This is a genomic window from Hymenobacter glaciei, assembly GCF_039539585.1.
In the GTDB taxonomy this organism is placed as follows: domain Bacteria; phylum Bacteroidota; class Bacteroidia; order Cytophagales; family Hymenobacteraceae; genus Hymenobacter; species Hymenobacter glaciei.
In genome coordinates this window covers 188818-204093 of sequence record NZ_BAABDK010000001.1, presented here as the reverse complement: position 1 = coordinate 204093, position 15276 = coordinate 188818, and the positions used below count along the sequence as shown (strand labels likewise).

Annotated in this window: 12 protein-coding genes; 9 read left to right on the top strand and 3 right to left on the bottom strand. The window is 60.8% G+C overall.

All coding sequences use genetic code 11. The annotated features are described in order from the left end of the window. Positions 1-88 precede the first annotated feature (88 nt). Both ABD837_RS00895 and hisS read left to right on the top strand, forming a co-directional pair. Complete coding sequence (locus tag ABD837_RS00895) at positions 89-676, top strand: hypothetical protein (protein WP_345049184.1); 588 nt, start codon at positions 89-91, stop codon at positions 674-676. Positions 677-886: 210 nt separating this feature from the next. Beyond that, on the top strand, positions 887-2359 hold the full coding sequence (hisS, locus tag ABD837_RS00890; RefSeq protein WP_345049182.1) for a histidine--tRNA ligase: 1473 nt from the start codon (positions 887-889) through the stop codon (positions 2357-2359). Positions 2360-2456: 97 nt separating this feature from the next. Here the strand turns inward: hisS and ABD837_RS00885 are convergent, their stop codons facing one another. Then, positions 2457-4169, bottom strand: coding sequence for a T9SS type A sorting domain-containing protein (locus ABD837_RS00885; protein WP_345049181.1), 1713 nt, complete (start codon positions 4167-4169; stop codon positions 2457-2459). Between the two features lie 190 nt (positions 4170-4359). Between ABD837_RS00885 and hutH the strand changes: the two genes are divergently transcribed. From hutH to ABD837_RS00860, 5 genes are all read left to right on the top strand, one after another. Beyond that, positions 4360-5862, top strand: coding sequence for a histidine ammonia-lyase (hutH, locus tag ABD837_RS00880; protein ID WP_345049178.1), 1503 nt, complete (start codon positions 4360-4362; stop codon positions 5860-5862). Between the two features lie 164 nt (positions 5863-6026). Further along, positions 6027-7970: a T9SS type B sorting domain-containing protein gene (locus ABD837_RS00875; protein WP_345049176.1), complete on the top strand. Its 1944-nt coding sequence runs from the start codon at positions 6027-6029 to the stop codon at positions 7968-7970. A 199-nt stretch (positions 7971-8169) separates the two neighbouring features. Continuing rightward, positions 8170-8508: a YbaB/EbfC family nucleoid-associated protein gene (locus ABD837_RS00870; RefSeq protein ID WP_345049174.1), complete on the top strand. Its 339-nt coding sequence runs from the start codon at positions 8170-8172 to the stop codon at positions 8506-8508. Between the two features lie 142 nt (positions 8509-8650). Continuing rightward, positions 8651-9661, top strand: a complete 1011-nt coding sequence (locus ABD837_RS00865) for a glycosyltransferase family 2 protein (protein ID WP_345049172.1) — start codon at positions 8651-8653, stop codon at positions 9659-9661. A 146-nt stretch (positions 9662-9807) separates the two neighbouring features. After that, entirely contained in the window at positions 9808-10119 is a 312-nt protein-coding gene (locus ABD837_RS00860; RefSeq protein ID WP_345049170.1) for a hypothetical protein, read from the top strand. A gap of 19 nt (positions 10120-10138) precedes the next feature. On the opposite strand, the gene ABD837_RS00855 is transcribed toward ABD837_RS00860, so the two are convergent. Next, a complete protein-coding gene (locus ABD837_RS00855; RefSeq protein ID WP_345049169.1) occupies positions 10139-10357 on the bottom strand; it encodes a PspC domain-containing protein in 219 nt (72 codons plus the stop codon). Positions 10358-10519: 162 nt separating this feature from the next. On the opposite strand from ABD837_RS00855, the gene ABD837_RS00850 reads away from it, so the two are divergent. Continuing rightward, positions 10520-12331, top strand: a complete 1812-nt coding sequence (locus ABD837_RS00850; protein WP_345049168.1) for a tetratricopeptide repeat protein — start codon at positions 10520-10522, stop codon at positions 12329-12331. A 286-nt stretch (positions 12332-12617) separates the two neighbouring features. After that, the gene (locus ABD837_RS00845) at positions 12618-13625 is read left to right on the top strand and encodes a pyruvate dehydrogenase complex E1 component subunit beta (RefSeq protein ID WP_345049166.1); all 1008 of its coding nucleotides are present in this window, start codon (positions 12618-12620) and stop codon (positions 13623-13625) included. Between the two features lie 214 nt (positions 13626-13839). Here ABD837_RS00845 and ABD837_RS00840 read toward each other — a convergent pair whose 3' ends face one another. Continuing rightward, positions 13840-15258, bottom strand: coding sequence for a hypothetical protein (locus tag ABD837_RS00840; protein WP_345049165.1), 1419 nt, complete (start codon positions 15256-15258; stop codon positions 13840-13842). Positions 15259-15276 lie beyond the last annotated feature (18 nt).

Genomic DNA, 15276 nt, shown 5'->3' with positions numbered 1-15276 from the left:
ACATAATATTGAATATTATAATGTTTTAATGGATTTACTTTGCTTCGCTCAGTAGATAAAAACTGCAAACACTTAATGAGCAGAAAACATGAAAGCAGGTTTAATCGACGAAAACACGTTTTATAAGGTACGTATCTATTTTACGACCCTCGTACTAATTGGTATCTGGGCTCTATTGGCGTGGAGTTATTTTCATGGTGGAGTTCCCAGCCATCATATTCTGGCAGATAAAGACCTGCCTTCGTTTTCTAATTGGTGGGGTGGGCTTGTACTTCCGCTGTTAACTTGGTTTCTATTTTATCGCCTTAATAAGCGAATTGCGCGCAATAAACAGCATGATTTAAACCCCATAAACTACCAGCACCAGATATTTTATGGGTTCGTGGGTGCTTTATTCTTTGGGATATTGCTTTCTGTCTTTTTTACTTTCGCCTATACCAACCTGGCGGGGTACTTAGTATTGTTGCTTTTCCCGCTCGCCTTATTATTCCCCATTTATCGGGCAGAGTGTCTACTGGGATTTGTAATTGGCATGACGTTTACCTTTGGTGGGGTGCTGCCAACGGGTATCGGCACTATATTTTTGGCAATAAGCGCAGTGCTTTACCTCCTTATCCGGCCCGCATTTGTATATATCGCTTCCACGGTTGTACGGGTGGCATCATCACCTAAATAGCGGCTTGAAATTCTCTAGAAAACGCTGTCAAATTCAGGATTTCAAAGTAGAATTGGCAAAGTAGACGCATGGGTGCGCTCATTAGACACCGGACGGAAGCCAGGGGTAGACGCTCCGATGGGCGGCACAAGCCGTTTTCCTCCGCCGAGGGGAGCGGCTTTTTTTGTTTGGGCCCGTGGAGGTGTAACAGGCCGTTACCTTTGCCCAGTTATGCAGAAACCGAGTATTCCCAAGGGCACCCGCGATTTTGGCCCCGCGCAGGTGGCGCGCCGCCAGCACATTTTCAATGTTATCCGCCGCACGTTTGAGTCGTTTGGCTTTGCGCCGCTCGAAACGCCGACGCTGGAGAACCTGTCGGTGCTCACGGGCAAGTATGGGGATGAAGGCGACCAGCTGCTCTTTAAAGTGCTGAACTCCGGGGATTTCGCCAAGGACGTGACGGCGGCCGATTTGGAAGTTGGCTCGAAAGCCCTGCTGCCCAAAGTAGCCGAAAAAGGCCTGCGCTACGACCTCACCGTGCCCTTCGCCCGCTACGTGGCCATGAACCGGGGCACGCTCACCTTCCCCTTCAAGCGCTACCAGATGCAGCCCGTGTGGCGCGCCGACCGCCCCCAGCGCGGCCGCTACCGCGAGTTTTACCAGTGCGACGCCGACGTCGTGGGCACCGACTCGCTGCTCTGCGAAGCCGAAATCGTGCTGATGATGGCCCAGGTGTTGAATGGCTTGGGGCTAAATGATTTCACCATTAAAATCAACCATCGCGGGGTTTTACACGCCATTTTTCAAAGCCTGGACAAAGAAGGAATCACTAAGTCGGCCTCTTTCAACTTGGCAGGCAAAACCTGGGGTTATGCGGCAATGGAAAGCAGTTTGTTTGTGGCCATTGACAAGCTCGACAAAATCGGGCGCGAGGGCGTGACCAAAGAGCTGCTGGAACGCGGCTTTTCGGCAGCCAACATCGAAACGCTGTTTGCTCTGCTTACCGTGGAAGGCAGCTACGAAGTGAAGCTGCAGCGCCTGCTGGCGGGTTTCGTAACGGCCGGTGTGGAGCCCGATGGCCCCCGCCCCGACGCGGCCGACGAGGAAGCTGCGGCCAACTACCGCGGCCTCACGGAATTGGCGCAGGTGCGTGATTTACTGGTGGCGTCCGGCTTCAAGCAGTTCGACCGGCTGGAATTTGACCCCACGCTGGCGCGGGGCCTCTCCTATTACACGGGCTGCATTTTCGAAGTCAAAATCAACAACGTGCAGATGGGCAGCGTGAGCGGCGGCGGGCGCTACGACAACCTCACCGGCTCCTTCGGGCTGCCGGGTGTGTCGGGCGTGGGCTTCTCGTTTGGCGTCGACCGGCTCTACGACTGCCTGGAGGCGCTGGATTTGTTCACCGTGACGGGCGAAACGCCCACCCGCTGCCTCATCACGCATTTCGACGCGGCTAGCGGACGGGCGGCGCTGCCGCTGCTGGCGCAACTGCGGGCCGCCGGCATTCCTGCCGAGCTCTATCCCGATGCCAAGAAGCTGGGCGTGCAGTTCAAGTACGCCGATGCCAAGGGCATTCCGCTGGTGCTCATCATGGGGCCGGAGGAAGTAGCAACCGGCGTCGTGAAAGTCAAAATAATGCAGACCGGTGTGGAGCGCGTGCTGCCACTGGGCGAGGTGGTAGCGGCCCTAACGGCGGAGTAAGCCGCATCCCGGGGTTAAGAAAGGCCGAAAACGGAACAAACAGTAACGTCATGCTGAGCGTAGTCGAAGCATGACGTTACTGTTTTCCTTTCCTTCGCTACTCCACTGCCACGCGCTGGCTCACCGCCTCCCCGGCCAGCGTGGCCCGCAGCACATACAGCCCCACCGGCAGCCCGCGTATCGGCAGCAACGTGGTCCCATCGGCAAAGGCCCGCACTAGGCGGCCCTGCCCGTCGTACAGGCGCAGGCTGGTAGGCCGGGCCGACATTGGGAATTGCAGCTTCAGGTCATTCGTGGCCGGGTTAGGAAACACTTCAAAGCCCAGCGCTTCGGCGGCGCGCCCGATACTGAGCAGGGTGCCCGAACTCTGCATGCGGCCGGCGCAGATGTCGCGGCTAGTGGGCGCACCACCGGGCGACGCCCAGAACACTTGCACCGAGCCATTGGGCTGGCTCACGGGCACGTAGTCGAGGTTATCGGGCCGGTTTTCGGCCACCGAGTGCAGGATGACGCCAGCAGTGGCGAATGCCAGGCTACCCGTGGGGAGAATTTTCTGGGCCCGGAAGTTGGTGATATTGGTATCAGTGTTGAAAAAAGCCATTACCGCGCCGTTGTCGGAAGGGGCCAGCTTGGGCCGCAGGTAGCCTGACGACTGCGCGTACACCGGCACGCCACTGGGGCTCCAGGCCAGGGTGCCGGCGGCGTCAATTTTTTGGGCGTAGCACCCATAATCAGCGCTACCCGTGCCTACCCGAGTGTCTTCCCAAATCATCCAGAGGGCATTGCTGTGCCAGATGGCGTGGGGGGTGTCCTGGCGCGAGGCGTAGGTACACAGGTTCACGTAGCCGGGCGCAGCCCAGCCCAGGGCACCCGAAGGCAGCACTTTCGACACCAGTGGGTCGCTGCCATTCGAGGTCCAGGCCACGTAGAGGTTGCCGGCCGGGTCAATGATGGGCAGCCAGTCGGAGCCCCGGCCCGAGGCCCCCCCGGCCGAAATAACCGTGTAGTTCGGCCAGGTTGGTGCCCCGGATGCGTTGAAATGCTGGGCATAAATTTCCGCCCCCAGGCCTGCCGAACTGGCCACCAGATACAAACCGTCGCCGCCGTCGCCCACCGAGTGGTAGTAGTCCAGCTGGTAGCCACTCGGGGGCACCACCACCACCTGCCGGTCGTTATTGGGGAAGCTCAGCGCCCCGCTCATGCCAATCTTGTTGAAGGTAAATCGGTTGCTGCCGCCATTCAGGGCCAGAGCGTGGGTAATGGTTGCGCCCGTACTGGTGGGAATGATATTAAGGCCCTGCTCGCTCTCGTAGATGACGGTGGGCAGCGTGCGGTAGGCCACCACGGTGGGAATCGGCCATTGCGGGTCGCCGGCCGCGCTGTAGTACTGGCAGCGCACCGTATCGCCGCCGATGCCAAACGCGCCCTGCACCCAGGCCACCAACAGGCCCGACTGCCAGGGCACCACTTTCAGGCCGAAAACCTCGCGGCTGCCCGTCTGGAACAGGCGCCTGCCGTTGGCGGCCAGCAGCGGCACCCCGGCTACGTTCAGGTGCTGGGCATAAATGCCAGTACCGAGCCCGGTGTTGTTGCCGTTGCGCTTGTCAATCCAGAGCACAAAGGAGCCGCCCGCGCCGTCGGCCACGGCCTGCACGCCAAACTGGTTGCCGGGGGCGTTGCACACAAATTGGGTAGTAGCCGCCGTGGCAGAAAACTGGGCCCGCGCGGGGCCGGCCAGCAGTAAGAGCAGCAACAGGCTCCAACGGAAAGGAGCAGGCAACACGCGAAAGAGAAAAGCCAGGTATCTCATAGCGGATGCAGAAAAGGGGTGGAACCAGGAAGTGGAGGTAGAAACCAATGACAATATAATGAAAATACTATGTATTTCATTGCCTCTGCATCCCGCATAGCATCAGTCCCTACCCTGGTCTACTTTCAGCGGGCTGCCGAAATACCCCTAGTTTTGCGGCCACCCCCAACCCACCCGTTTTTCCCTCCGAATGCCCACCCACACCATTTCGCCCACGCAGCCCCTCACCCTGGCCGCGTTGGCAACCCTTTTGGCGGACGGCCGCCTCGTGACCCTCGGCGACGATGCCAAAGCGCAAATCGCCGCCTGCCACGACTACCTGCACCAGCGCCTGGCCCACAACGACGCCCCGATTTACGGCATCAACACCGGCTTTGGGTCGCTCTATAATGTTGGCATTGCGCCCGAAGAGCGCGCCCAACTCCAGGTAAACCTGATGATGTCGCACGCCTGCGGCACCGGGGCCGAAGTGCCGCAAAACCTTGTGCGCCTCATGCTTTTCCTCAAGGCCCAGAGCCTAAGCTATGGCCACAGCGGCGTGCAGCCCGCCACGGCCGAGCGCCTCGTGGCCATGTACAACCGCGAGCTGCTGCCCGTGGTGTACGAGCAGGGCTCGCTGGGCGCCAGTGGCGATTTGGCGCCTTTGGCGCACCTGTGCCTGCCGTTGCTGGGCCTGGGCGAAGTGAACTACCAGGGCTACCGCCTGAGCGCAGCCGATGCGATGAGCCTGTTTAGCTGGGCGCCGTTGGAGCTGCAGGCGAAAGAGGGCTTGGCCCTGCTCAACGGCACCCAGTTTATGCTGGCCTACGCGGTGGATGGCGTGCTGCGGGCCCAGCGCCTGGCCGACGCGGCCGACGTAATTGGCGCGCTTTCGACCGAAGCCTTTGGCGGCTGCACCGACCCCTTCAATGAGCACCTGCACCGCATTCGGCCGCACGCCGGGCAGGTGCTGGTAGCCCAGCGACTGCGCACGCTGCTGGCTGATTCGGAGCTGCAAACCCTGCCGCGCCACGCCGTGCAGGACCCTTACTCCTTCCGCTGCCAGCCGCAGGTGCACGGGGCCTCGCGCGATGCCCTGGCCTACGTGGCCCAGGTAGTGGAGACCGAGTGCAACTCCGTCACCGACAATCCCAACATCTTTCCCGAAGAAGACCTGATACTGAGCGGCGGCAACTTCCACGGCCAGCCCCTGGCCCTGGCCCTCGACCACCTGGCCATTGCCGTAGCCGAGCTGGGCAGCATCTCGGAGCGGCGGACTTACCAGCTGATTTCGGGCCAGCGCGGCCTGCCCCAATACCTGGTGGCCGAGCCCGGCCTGAACTCGGGCCTGATGATTCCGCAGTACACCGCCGCCGGCATCGTGAGCCAGAACAAGCAGCTCTGCACGCCCGCCTCGGTGGACAGCATCGTGAGCAGCAACGGCCAGGAAGACCACGTGAGCATGGGGGCCAACGCCGCAACCAAGTCGCGCCGGGTGGTCGAAAACGCCGAGCAGATTCTAGGAATTGAGTTGCTGACGGCTTGCCAGGCGCTGGCATTTCGCCGCCCGGCCCGCAGCTCGGAGGCACTCGAAATGGTGTTTGCCGCGTTCCGCCAGGAAGTAGCTTTCGTGGCCCAAGACCGGGTGCTCTACCCCGACCTGCACCGGGCCGCAGCCTTCGTCCGTAAGTTTGACTGGGCGAGCGTGTTGTAGCACGCATCCTTTGCTGCGTTTTTTTTTGCACTTGTTTAAAGGCAAATGGTTGCCCCAAAGGCGACCTGAAATGTTTGGCCTGCGTGCGCGATTTGAGCTGGGAGCGCGTTACAGCGCCGCAACTGCTGCTTATGAGACTTCTGAACTGCTGCTTTTTTATACTGATGCTGTGGCTCGGAGGGGCTGGCGCTGTGCGGGCGCAATCCTGCCTGTCGCCCAGCCCACCTGCCTGCACGTTCGAAGCCATTGATGACAATGGATTATCTGTGACGGCCTTGTGCGTTGGCAAGCGGGTAAAATTTCAGCCCTGCCCCACCCGCGACGTTCGGATTTACGACAATCCCATTTACTACGGGGTGTTGCCAGGCTTGGGCAATACATTTCCTGCCTGCACACCCAATCGCATCTACCCCTACTTCTACACGCCTACTTTGGCAGAGGTTGGTATGGTGACGGTCTCAGAGCTAGGTAATGAAGCGGGTGTAAGCAAATACTTTATCCGCACCTTTCGGGTGTATGACACCAGCCCGCCGCCTTTCACCATCGCGCCCTGCCCCACCGGTTCGGCCCTGGTCACGGTTACCGACACCAAATTTGATGCGTACCTGGTGCAGGCAGGCAGCGGACCAGCCCAGCCGATTCTCCGCAACCAAGCCACTGTATTAGCCGTGCCGGCCGGCGCTACCAGTATCACCGTAACTGGCCGCTACACCATTACGGAAGCCTGTGAGAGTAGCAATACCCAGACTATTCGGGCTACCGCCGCGCCGGTTACGCCCAGATTCAGCAGTCTCACGCTGGCGGGGCCACTGCCCGGCGGCGCGGCTACCTTAGCCGTCGGCAATCTGCCAGCCGACTACCAGTACAGTTTGCAAATCGCGGACGCTACCGCACCTGGAGGCTTCCGCGACGTGGCTACGGTGTCTCCAGGCAGCACTACCATCAGCCTACCGGCCCCAGCAGCGGGCTGCTATCGCATATTCCGCACCGATTTGTGCGGCACCAGCCCGGCTGCCTCGCCCCTCATCTGCACCCTAAGCTTAAGTGGTAGCTCGACTAGCAACCGCAACCAGCTGCTGCTGGCCGATGCCGGCGCTGGCAATACGTATACCGTGACGCGCAACGGGCAACTCATAACAACGCTCACTTCCATTCCGGGCGGCCTGGAAGATGCCGACGTGCAGTGCGGCAGCACCTACACCTACGTGGTCACGGCCCGGCAGCCCGGTGGCGGCGATGCCATCTCGAACCAAGTGCGCATCACTACCGTGTCGGCGCTGCCGCCGCAGCAGCCGAAGCTGGTGGCCAGCTTCAACCTGCGCAACGTAGTGGAATTAATGCCGCTGCTTTCGCCCCCGGCTTTACCAGCTGGCAGCAGCCTGCGCTACAGCCGCACCACCGGCACGGCTACCACCGATTTTGGCACTGCCACGACCTTACGTGCCCCGCGCGACTCAGCCGACCTGGGTGCTTTGCGCGCCGCCTTGCCCTGCTACACCGTGCGCCTGCTCGATGTGTGCGGCAACGCCTCGCCGCCGAGCGCTCCTGCCTGCCCGAGCCTGCTCACGGCTGAGCCGGCGGGCCCCGATGGCACTGCCGCTACCCTTACCTGGACCCCATTCAGCGGCCCCGATGCCAGCCAGCCAGTTAGCTACCTGCTCCAGCGCCTAGCGCCCGACGGCACGGTGCGCAGTACCCAGCCCGTGAGTGGGGGTTCGTACAGCGACTTGGCGCCGCCCACCGACCAAACCATTCGTTATCGCCTGCAAATCAGCGGCGCGGGGCTACCGACTGGCACGTTCAGTTACTCCAACCTGGCGAGCGTAACGCGGACGCCCAGCCTGACGATTCCTACCGCCTTCACGCCCAACGGCGACGGACTGAACGACGTGCTTGAGGTAAAGGGTCGTTTCCTGGGTAACTATACTTTCGTGGTCGTAGACCGCAACGGGCAGGAGGTTTTTCGGGGCAGGCAGCGCAGCGACGTATGGGACGGCCGCATAGCCGGCCATGCGCCCGTGCCGGGCAGCTACGTGTGGCGCTTCCAGCAAACGGCAGACGATGGCCAGCCGTTCTCACGCTCGGGCGCCGTAACTATTCTGAAGTAACGATGCCTGTTTACGCCTGGCATAAGGTCGTCGAGTGCTAACTCAGCGACTGCAAGCAAATAAGCGGCTCGGGCTAAAACCCGCGCCAGCCACCAACTTTACGGGAAGATTCCGTATCAAATAGGTGTGAAGGGCATCCTTTTGGGCCTGCCCGCTGTTCACAGAAAACGAACAACCAATACTTAAGACAACTAATAATATGGCATTCGACATCACCGGCATGATGGGCAAAGTGAAAGAGCTGCAGGACAAGATGCAGCAAGCCCAGCAGGAAATCCAGCACCTCACCGCTACGGGCGAATCAGGCGGCGGCCTGGTGCGCGCCACAGCCAACGGCCACCGCAAAATCCTCAAGCTCGAAATCGACGAAACGCTGCTCACCCCGCAGGACCGCGACATGCTGGCCGACCTGGTGGTGGCCGCCGTGAACAAGGCCCTCGACGAAGCCGCCGAACTGGCCGCCCAGGAGCTAAAACGCAAAACCAGCGGCCTGATGCCCAACGTGCCCGGCCTCGATTTGAGTGGTTTTGGAGCCTAACGTGGACGCTGCGCTTAATGAAGAATTGGGAATGAGGAATGAGGAATTGGATGCGGTCCAAACGGGCGGCAAAGAAAGAATTATGGCTGAAGAAAATGCCTCTTTCTTCATTCCTCCTTCTTCATCAAAACCTTGCGCCGACGTGGCCATTGTCATTCTGAACTGGAATGGGGCAGGCTTTCTGGCCCGCTTCCTGCCCGGGGTGCTCGCCCACGCCGATGGCGCGCGCGTCATCGTGGCCGACAACGCCTCAACTGACGATTCCATTGAGTTGTTGGCCCGCGACTTTCCAACCGTGGAGTTGCTGCTGCTGGAGCGCAACTTCGGCTTCTGCGAGGGCTACAACCAGGCGTTGGCGCAGGTCGACAGCCCGTTTTTCGTGCTGCTGAATTCGGACGTGGAAGTGACCTTGGGCTGGCTGCGCCCCCTGCGCGGCCTGCTCGAAGCCAACCCGCGCATTGCGGCGGTGCAGCCCAAAGTGCTGGCTCACGCCGACCCTACCCTGTTTGAGCACGCCGGCGGCGGCGGCGGCTACCTCGACCGCCTGGCCTACCCGTTCTGCCGCGGCCGCCTCTTCGATACCCTCGAAAAAGACCTCGGCCAGTACGACGACCCGCGCCCGGTGGCTTGGGCCAGCGGCGCCTGCGTGCTGCTGCGCCGCACCGCCTGGCTGGAGTTGGGCGGTTTCGAGCCCGCTTTTTTCGCGCACATGGAGGAAATAGACTTCTGCTGGCGCCTGCAGAACGCGGGCCATGAGGTGTGGTACCACGGCGGCAGTGCCGTGCACCACGTGGGGGGCGGCACCCTGCCCAAAACCAACCCCCGCAAAACCTACCTCAATTTCCGCAACGGCTTGGCGCTGCTTTACAAAAATGCCGCGCCCGGCGAACTGCTTGGCCCCATGTTCCAGCGCCTCGTGCTCGATGGTGTGGCGGGCCTGCGGTTTTTGCTGGCCGGCGAGTTTGGCAACTTCCGGGCGGTGCTGCGGGCCCACTTCAGCTTCTACGGCAAATTTGGCTATTGGCGGGCACGGCGGGCGGCAGCCAAGCCCCACCTGTGCATGCGGGAACGGGCCGGGGTGTACAACGGCAGCTTGGTGTGGGCGTATTTCGCCCGAGGCAAGCGGAAGTTCTCAGAACTGGGGCTGCGCTAATGGCAGTGACATTGTCATTCCAACGAAAGCATTATCTGGATAACGCCTGCTATCCACCGTTTTCACTTTCCTTCTCCTCTAGGATTGTAATGGCCCGTCACGCCTCTATTTTTGCGGCTCTTCAACTTTTCCCGGTTTAATCCGATATGAAAAAATCCCTGCTCCTACTGGTTGCCAGCCTGCTGCTGACATTGGTTTCGGCTGCTCCGGCAGCAGCGCAGTGGTTTCACCGCATCGGGCACGTCAGCAAGTCAAAAACCAAACAGTCGGAGCACTCCAATAAGCACGTCAAGCACAGCGACAAGCACAAAACCAAGAAGCGCAACCCTAACCACGACGAGCGGCAGCGCCGCAAAGAGGCCAAGCGCCAGGAGAAACGCCGCGCCGAAGGGCCCCGCCTGCAACCAGCAGCTACCGAGCCCAAAACTAATCCTGAACCGGAAAAAACGACGCCTTAACTAACCAGCAGGTCAGCTATTATAAATCCCAAACGGTGCTGCGCTGCTGGCGCATAGCCCGGCGCACGTCCATCCAGAATGCCCCGGCAAAGTAGAGCACAATGGGCGAGCCGAAGGTGAAAAAAGAGGCGTACACAAACGACAGCCGCACGCTGCGAGTGCTGAACCCCCACTTTTGAGCCAGGGCCGAACAAAGACCAAAGGACTGCGATTCGAGGTAGTCGGTGAAGCGTTTCATAGTGCAGGTCGGCTAACGAAAAACAGTTTGTCTGGGCTAAGATAAAGCATTCGAAGGCTCAGGGCAAGCTCGGCAGTGTAATTTCGCCGCCCCGACTTCGACTAATTCAACGGATTTTTCGTTGTTAAGGTTGAATTTTGATTTTCCGCGTTGCACGATTTGATGAGTAATTCTTTGCGGCCGCTGGCCTATGGGTTGCTAGCTGCCACCGCCGGGCTGGCTGCTTGCTCCCCCCTACCCAAGGTGCTGAAGCAAGCCGAAACCGGCCGCTCGGTAAGTACCCGGCCACCAGTCCTCACCGCCTCCGGCGAGGCGGTGCCCTTCGAAGTGGTAGCCCGCGTGCCCGCCGCCCACCTGCGCAAGGGCGTGGCATATGAGCTGCTGCTGCGCTACCGCTACGAGCACGGCCTGCGCGAAGACACCCTTGGCCGCCTCACCTTCACGCCGGGCAACTACGTTTACGACGACGATAACAAGAAGCTGCTGGTCGCCACCCAGCGCTTCACCATCCCCAATACGCCCGGCCGCAACCCCGGCGAGTTGCTGGCCCACGGCCAGGTGCGCGAGCTGAAGAAGAACGGCAAAACCCTGCGCGGTCCCGACGATGTGCGCGTAGCCCGTGGCATTGCCGACCCCGCCCGCCTCGTCTTCCGCGAAGACACCGTGCTGACCCTGCTGCCCGAAAAGGCCAGCAACGTAACGAGTGGCACCCGCGTGCTGCCTTTCTTCTTTGATGAGGACCAGTGGTTTATTCGCGGCTACCTGGGCACCAACGTGCAGGCGCTGGAAGACCTGATTGACGCCAATCAGCACACCAGGCAGGTGCTCATCATCGCCGGCCACTCGCCCGATTCGACCGACGCGCACAACCGTCTGCTGGCCAGCAAGCGCGTGCGCATGCTGCTTTACTACTACAAGCAGCGCGTGAAGAACTTCTCGTATCTGAATAAGAACGAGAACATTCGCTTCGACACCCTGGCCCACGTGCGCAAGTGGGATACCTTCCTGCAAAAGGTCACCACCTCGGCCCTCAAGCCGGACCAAATAGATTCGGTCATCACCATCATCAACGACACCAAAGGCAGCTTCGAAACCAAGGAAAAGGCCCTGCACCGGCTCACCTACTTCGATTACATCGAGCAGTACATCTACCCCGTGTTGCGCTTTGGCACCGTGGCCGTGACCTACACCGCGCCGCCGCGCTACAATTCGGAGTTGTACCTGCTCTCGAAAAAGATTGTGGAGAAGCAAACCGAAGCCGACGCCCTCACGCCCGAGGAGTTGCGCTACTCGGCCAACCTCACGCCGCTACTGGCCGAAAAGCAGCGCATCTACGAAGTTTCGGCCGCCAGCACTGGCAGTTGGGAGGCCTTCCACAACCTGGGGGTAATCCTGCTGCAACGGGCCGAAAAAGAGCCCACCGATAAAATTCAAAAAGCCTACTACCGCCGCGCGGGCACCAACTTCACGCTGGCCGCCCACCGCCACCCCACGGCCGAGTTCTTCTACCACGCCGCTACCGCCTATCACCGCGCCGGCGACCGCCTCGAAGCCCTGCAGAACTACGACTACGCCATCAAGCTAGGCGGCGACCGGCCCCTGCTGCGCAAGGTGTTTTCCGACCGCGCCGCCCTCGAAATTGAAGTAGGCCAGCCCGATGAAGCCCTGCGCAGCCTGCAATACGCCGGCCCCAGCTACCAGAACGCCCTCAACCGCGCCCTCATCGAAGTGGGCCGCGAGCACTACGAGTTGGCCCAGGAGCAGTATCGCATGGCCCAGAGCCTGCGCCCTGCTGCCGCCGCGCCCGTCTACGGCCTGGCGGTGGTAGCCGCCCGGCAAAAGGACGAGGCCACCGCCGGCACCCTGCTCAAGCAAGCCGTGGCCCTCGACCGCAGCTACGCCCAGCGCGCCGTCGAGGAGCTGGAGTTTCAGGATTATGCCCAGGGCAAGGTGTTTAAGGAGGCGTTGAAATAGGACATGTGGTTAGGAGGGTATGAGGGCAGGAGTTGTGTGTTCCATTTAATAACTGACGTTACGCAGACCTTGTTTGAGGAGCCCGCTAGGCCGTAGCGCGAACTTTCAGTTCGCGTCTCCACGCCGTTAAAGCCATTCCAACGGCGCGGGGACGCGAACTGAAAGTTCGCGCTACTCTCAGACCGCCTAACAGCAGTTAATAACCCCTACCCTCCTACCCCCACGCCCTCCTACCCTATAGTTTGCCCGACGCCCCCGCCTGTTGTAGCTTTGCCAGACGGCCCAATTGCGGCTTTACCAAACGAAAAACATGCGTCAGATTCAATTCCGTGAGGCCTTGCGCGAGGCCCTGTCCGAAGAAATGCGCCGCGACCCGCGGGTGTTCCTGATGGGCGAAGAAGTGGCCCAGTACAACGGTGCCTACAAAGTAAGCCAGGGCATGCTCGACGAGTTCGGCCCCGAGCGCGTGATTGACACCCCGATTGCTGAGCTTGGGTTCGCCGGTATCGGCGTGGGTGCGGCGGCCAACGGGCTGATTCCCATCATCGAATTCATGACCTTCAACTTCTCGTTGGTAGCCATCGACCAAGTAATCAACTCGGCTGCTAAGCTTTACTCGATGTCGGGAGGCCAGTATTCCTGTCCCATCGTCTTCCGCGGCCCTACGGGCAACGCCGGCATGCTGAGCAGCCAGCACTCGCAGAACTTCGAGAACTGGTTCGCCAACACGCCCGGCCTGAAAGTGGTGGTTCCCTCGAACCCCTACGACGCCAAGGGCCTGCTGAAAGCCGCCATCCGCGACCCCGACCCGGTAATCTTCATGGAATCGGAACTGATGTACGGCGACAAGGGCGAAGTACCCGAAGAAGAGTACCTCCTCGAAATCGGCAAGGCGAACATTGTGCGCGAAGGCAAACACGTAACACTCGTGAGCTTCGGCAAAATGATGAAAATTGCCTACACTGCCGCCGACGAGCTGGCGAAGGAAGGCATCGAAGCCGAAGTTATCGACCTGCGCTCGGTGCGCCCGATTGACTACGATACGCTGGTGAACTCGGTGAAGAAAACCAACCGCATGGTGGTTATCGAAGAAGCCTGGCCCCTGGCCAGCATCTCGAGCGAGCTGGCTTACATCGTGCAGCGCCGCGCCTTCGACCACCTCGATGCGCCCGTTATCCGCATCACCTGCGCCGACGTGCCCCTGCCCTACGCGCCCACCCTCATCGAAGCCTCGCTGCCCAACGTGGCCCGCGTAGTGAAAGCGGTGAAGGAAGTGACCTACGCCAAAGTGTGACGACTGTCATTGCGAGCGAAGCGCAGCATGCCTTCCTCTCTCAGTGGCTAATGTAAAACGAACAAAGCCCCGGCTCTGCGAAGTGCCGGGGCTTTGTTCGTTTTACATTTCGGTGCAACGAAGGCTTATCACATTTCAGAACTGGTCGCTTCAAGAGGAAGGATTGCCACGCTACGCTCGCAATGACAGATGGCTCATAACAACAGCCGTATTGCTACTGCGGCGCCTCACTTGGCGGCCGAAGCTGCCCGGCCGTTGCTTCCGATAATTGCCAGCAGCCCCAGAGCCAGCCAGCAGCGAGCATCAGCATGGCTAGTTGCCGCACCGGCCCGCCCAAGCTGCGCCACCACGCTCGCGGCTGCCACGTGGTAGCTACGCCCGTCAGCAACAACAGGTGCAGCGGCAGCAGGAAGCGGCACTCCATCAAGGTAGGCAGCGCAAGTAAACATGGTAGCAGCAGAGCCAGCAGTACGGCGCATGGCGAAACTGAACCGGCAGAATTAACAGGCGAACTCGATTTGCCGGGATTCCACCAACTAGCCCACGCCAGCCACAGGCCCAGTCCCAACAGCGCATAATTAAGCAGGCGCAAGGCCGCTTGGCCGGGCGGGTGCAGGCGCGTGGGGTATGGCGTGGGGTAACGGATGTCGAGGCCGTTGAATAGGTGACGAGCGTAGCGTGCAACGCTGGTGAATGGGTGTCGAACTAGGAAATATAGAAACTCGCTGTAGCTGTTGAAACGCCCAGCGGACTGCGCTGCCAGCGTCCGTTGTCCGGCCGAGTCGGCATATACCAACGAGCGGGGAATGGCGGGCACCAAGCTGGTTTCGTAGCGCTGATATGCGGTGCCCCAAGCCAGCTGCCGCAGGTAGAGCGGTTCCTTGCCGGGCCGCTGAGCCAACACCAACGGACTGGTTTGGCCGAAATGGCGCTGGTTGATGAGCACCTGCGGCAGCAACGCCAGCACCACCCCCGCGACTAACGCGACTAGCGACTTCGCGACTTGCGGTCGCGCCAGGCCCCGGCCGTAACCAGCCAGCAGCCACAGTACGCCGGGCAAACAGGCAATGTAAATGGGCCGAATATTGACGGCTGCCACCAGCAGCAAGCCCGCTACACTCGCCCAGGCCCAGCCGCGCCGGCCAAGCACCGCTGCCCCCAACAGCAGCAACACCAGCGCCGGCATGTCGCTGAGGGTGAAGTTAAAGTAGTCCCGCCAAAAGATAAAACCCAACCCCAGCAGCACTAACCAGCGGCCGCCGCTCAGGGTACGGCCGCTGGCGCGCGCCCACAGCTCCGGAATGGCAACCCCAAAGAGCAGGGCGGCCCAGCCCGCCCCCAGCACCCGCGCGCCGGTGAGCATGCTCCAACCCGTGAAATGACACAGCAGCCGCGCCGGCAGTACCAGCAGGGGCCCCAGGTAGCCGCGCAGGGGCTCATCGAATGCCAGCAGCGAAAACCCGCCAGGCGGCGTGAACTTCAGCGACAGCTCCCAATACTCGGCCGCGTCGAAGCGAAACTGGGCGGGCCCGTAGCCGCTCAGGGGCAGGTAGGCGGCGTAGACCGCCAGCGTGGCCAGCGCGCGCCACTGCCACAACCACGGCACGCGAAACAAGGAAGGAACCTGGGGCATAAGCGCCGCAAAACTAGG

What these genes read in the sequence shown, in the direction of transcription:
- ABD837_RS00895 (WP_345049184.1), top strand. Translation starts at nt 89, where the DNA reads ATGAAAGCAGGTTTAATCGACGAAAACACGTTTTATAAGGTACGTATC.
- hisS (WP_345049182.1), top strand. Translation starts at nt 887, where the DNA reads ATGCAGAAACCGAGTATTCCCAAGGGCACCCGCGATTTTGGCCCCGCG.
- ABD837_RS00885 (WP_345049181.1), bottom strand. Translation starts at nt 4,169, where the DNA reads ATGAGATACCTGGCTTTTCTCTTTCGCGTGTTGCCTGCTCCTTTCCGT.
- hutH (WP_345049178.1), top strand. Translation starts at nt 4,360, where the DNA reads ATGCCCACCCACACCATTTCGCCCACGCAGCCCCTCACCCTGGCCGCG.
- ABD837_RS00875 (WP_345049176.1), top strand. Translation starts at nt 6,027, where the DNA reads ATGCTGTGGCTCGGAGGGGCTGGCGCTGTGCGGGCGCAATCCTGCCTG.
- ABD837_RS00870 (WP_345049174.1), top strand. Translation starts at nt 8,170, where the DNA reads ATGGCATTCGACATCACCGGCATGATGGGCAAAGTGAAAGAGCTGCAG.
- ABD837_RS00860 (WP_345049170.1), top strand. Translation starts at nt 9,808, where the DNA reads ATGAAAAAATCCCTGCTCCTACTGGTTGCCAGCCTGCTGCTGACATTG.
- ABD837_RS00855 (WP_345049169.1), bottom strand. Translation starts at nt 10,357, where the DNA reads ATGAAACGCTTCACCGACTACCTCGAATCGCAGTCCTTTGGTCTTTGT.
- ABD837_RS00850 (WP_345049168.1), top strand. Translation starts at nt 10,520, where the DNA reads ATGAGTAATTCTTTGCGGCCGCTGGCCTATGGGTTGCTAGCTGCCACC.
- ABD837_RS00840 (WP_345049165.1), bottom strand. Translation starts at nt 15,258, where the DNA reads ATGCCCCAGGTTCCTTCCTTGTTTCGCGTGCCGTGGTTGTGGCAGTGG.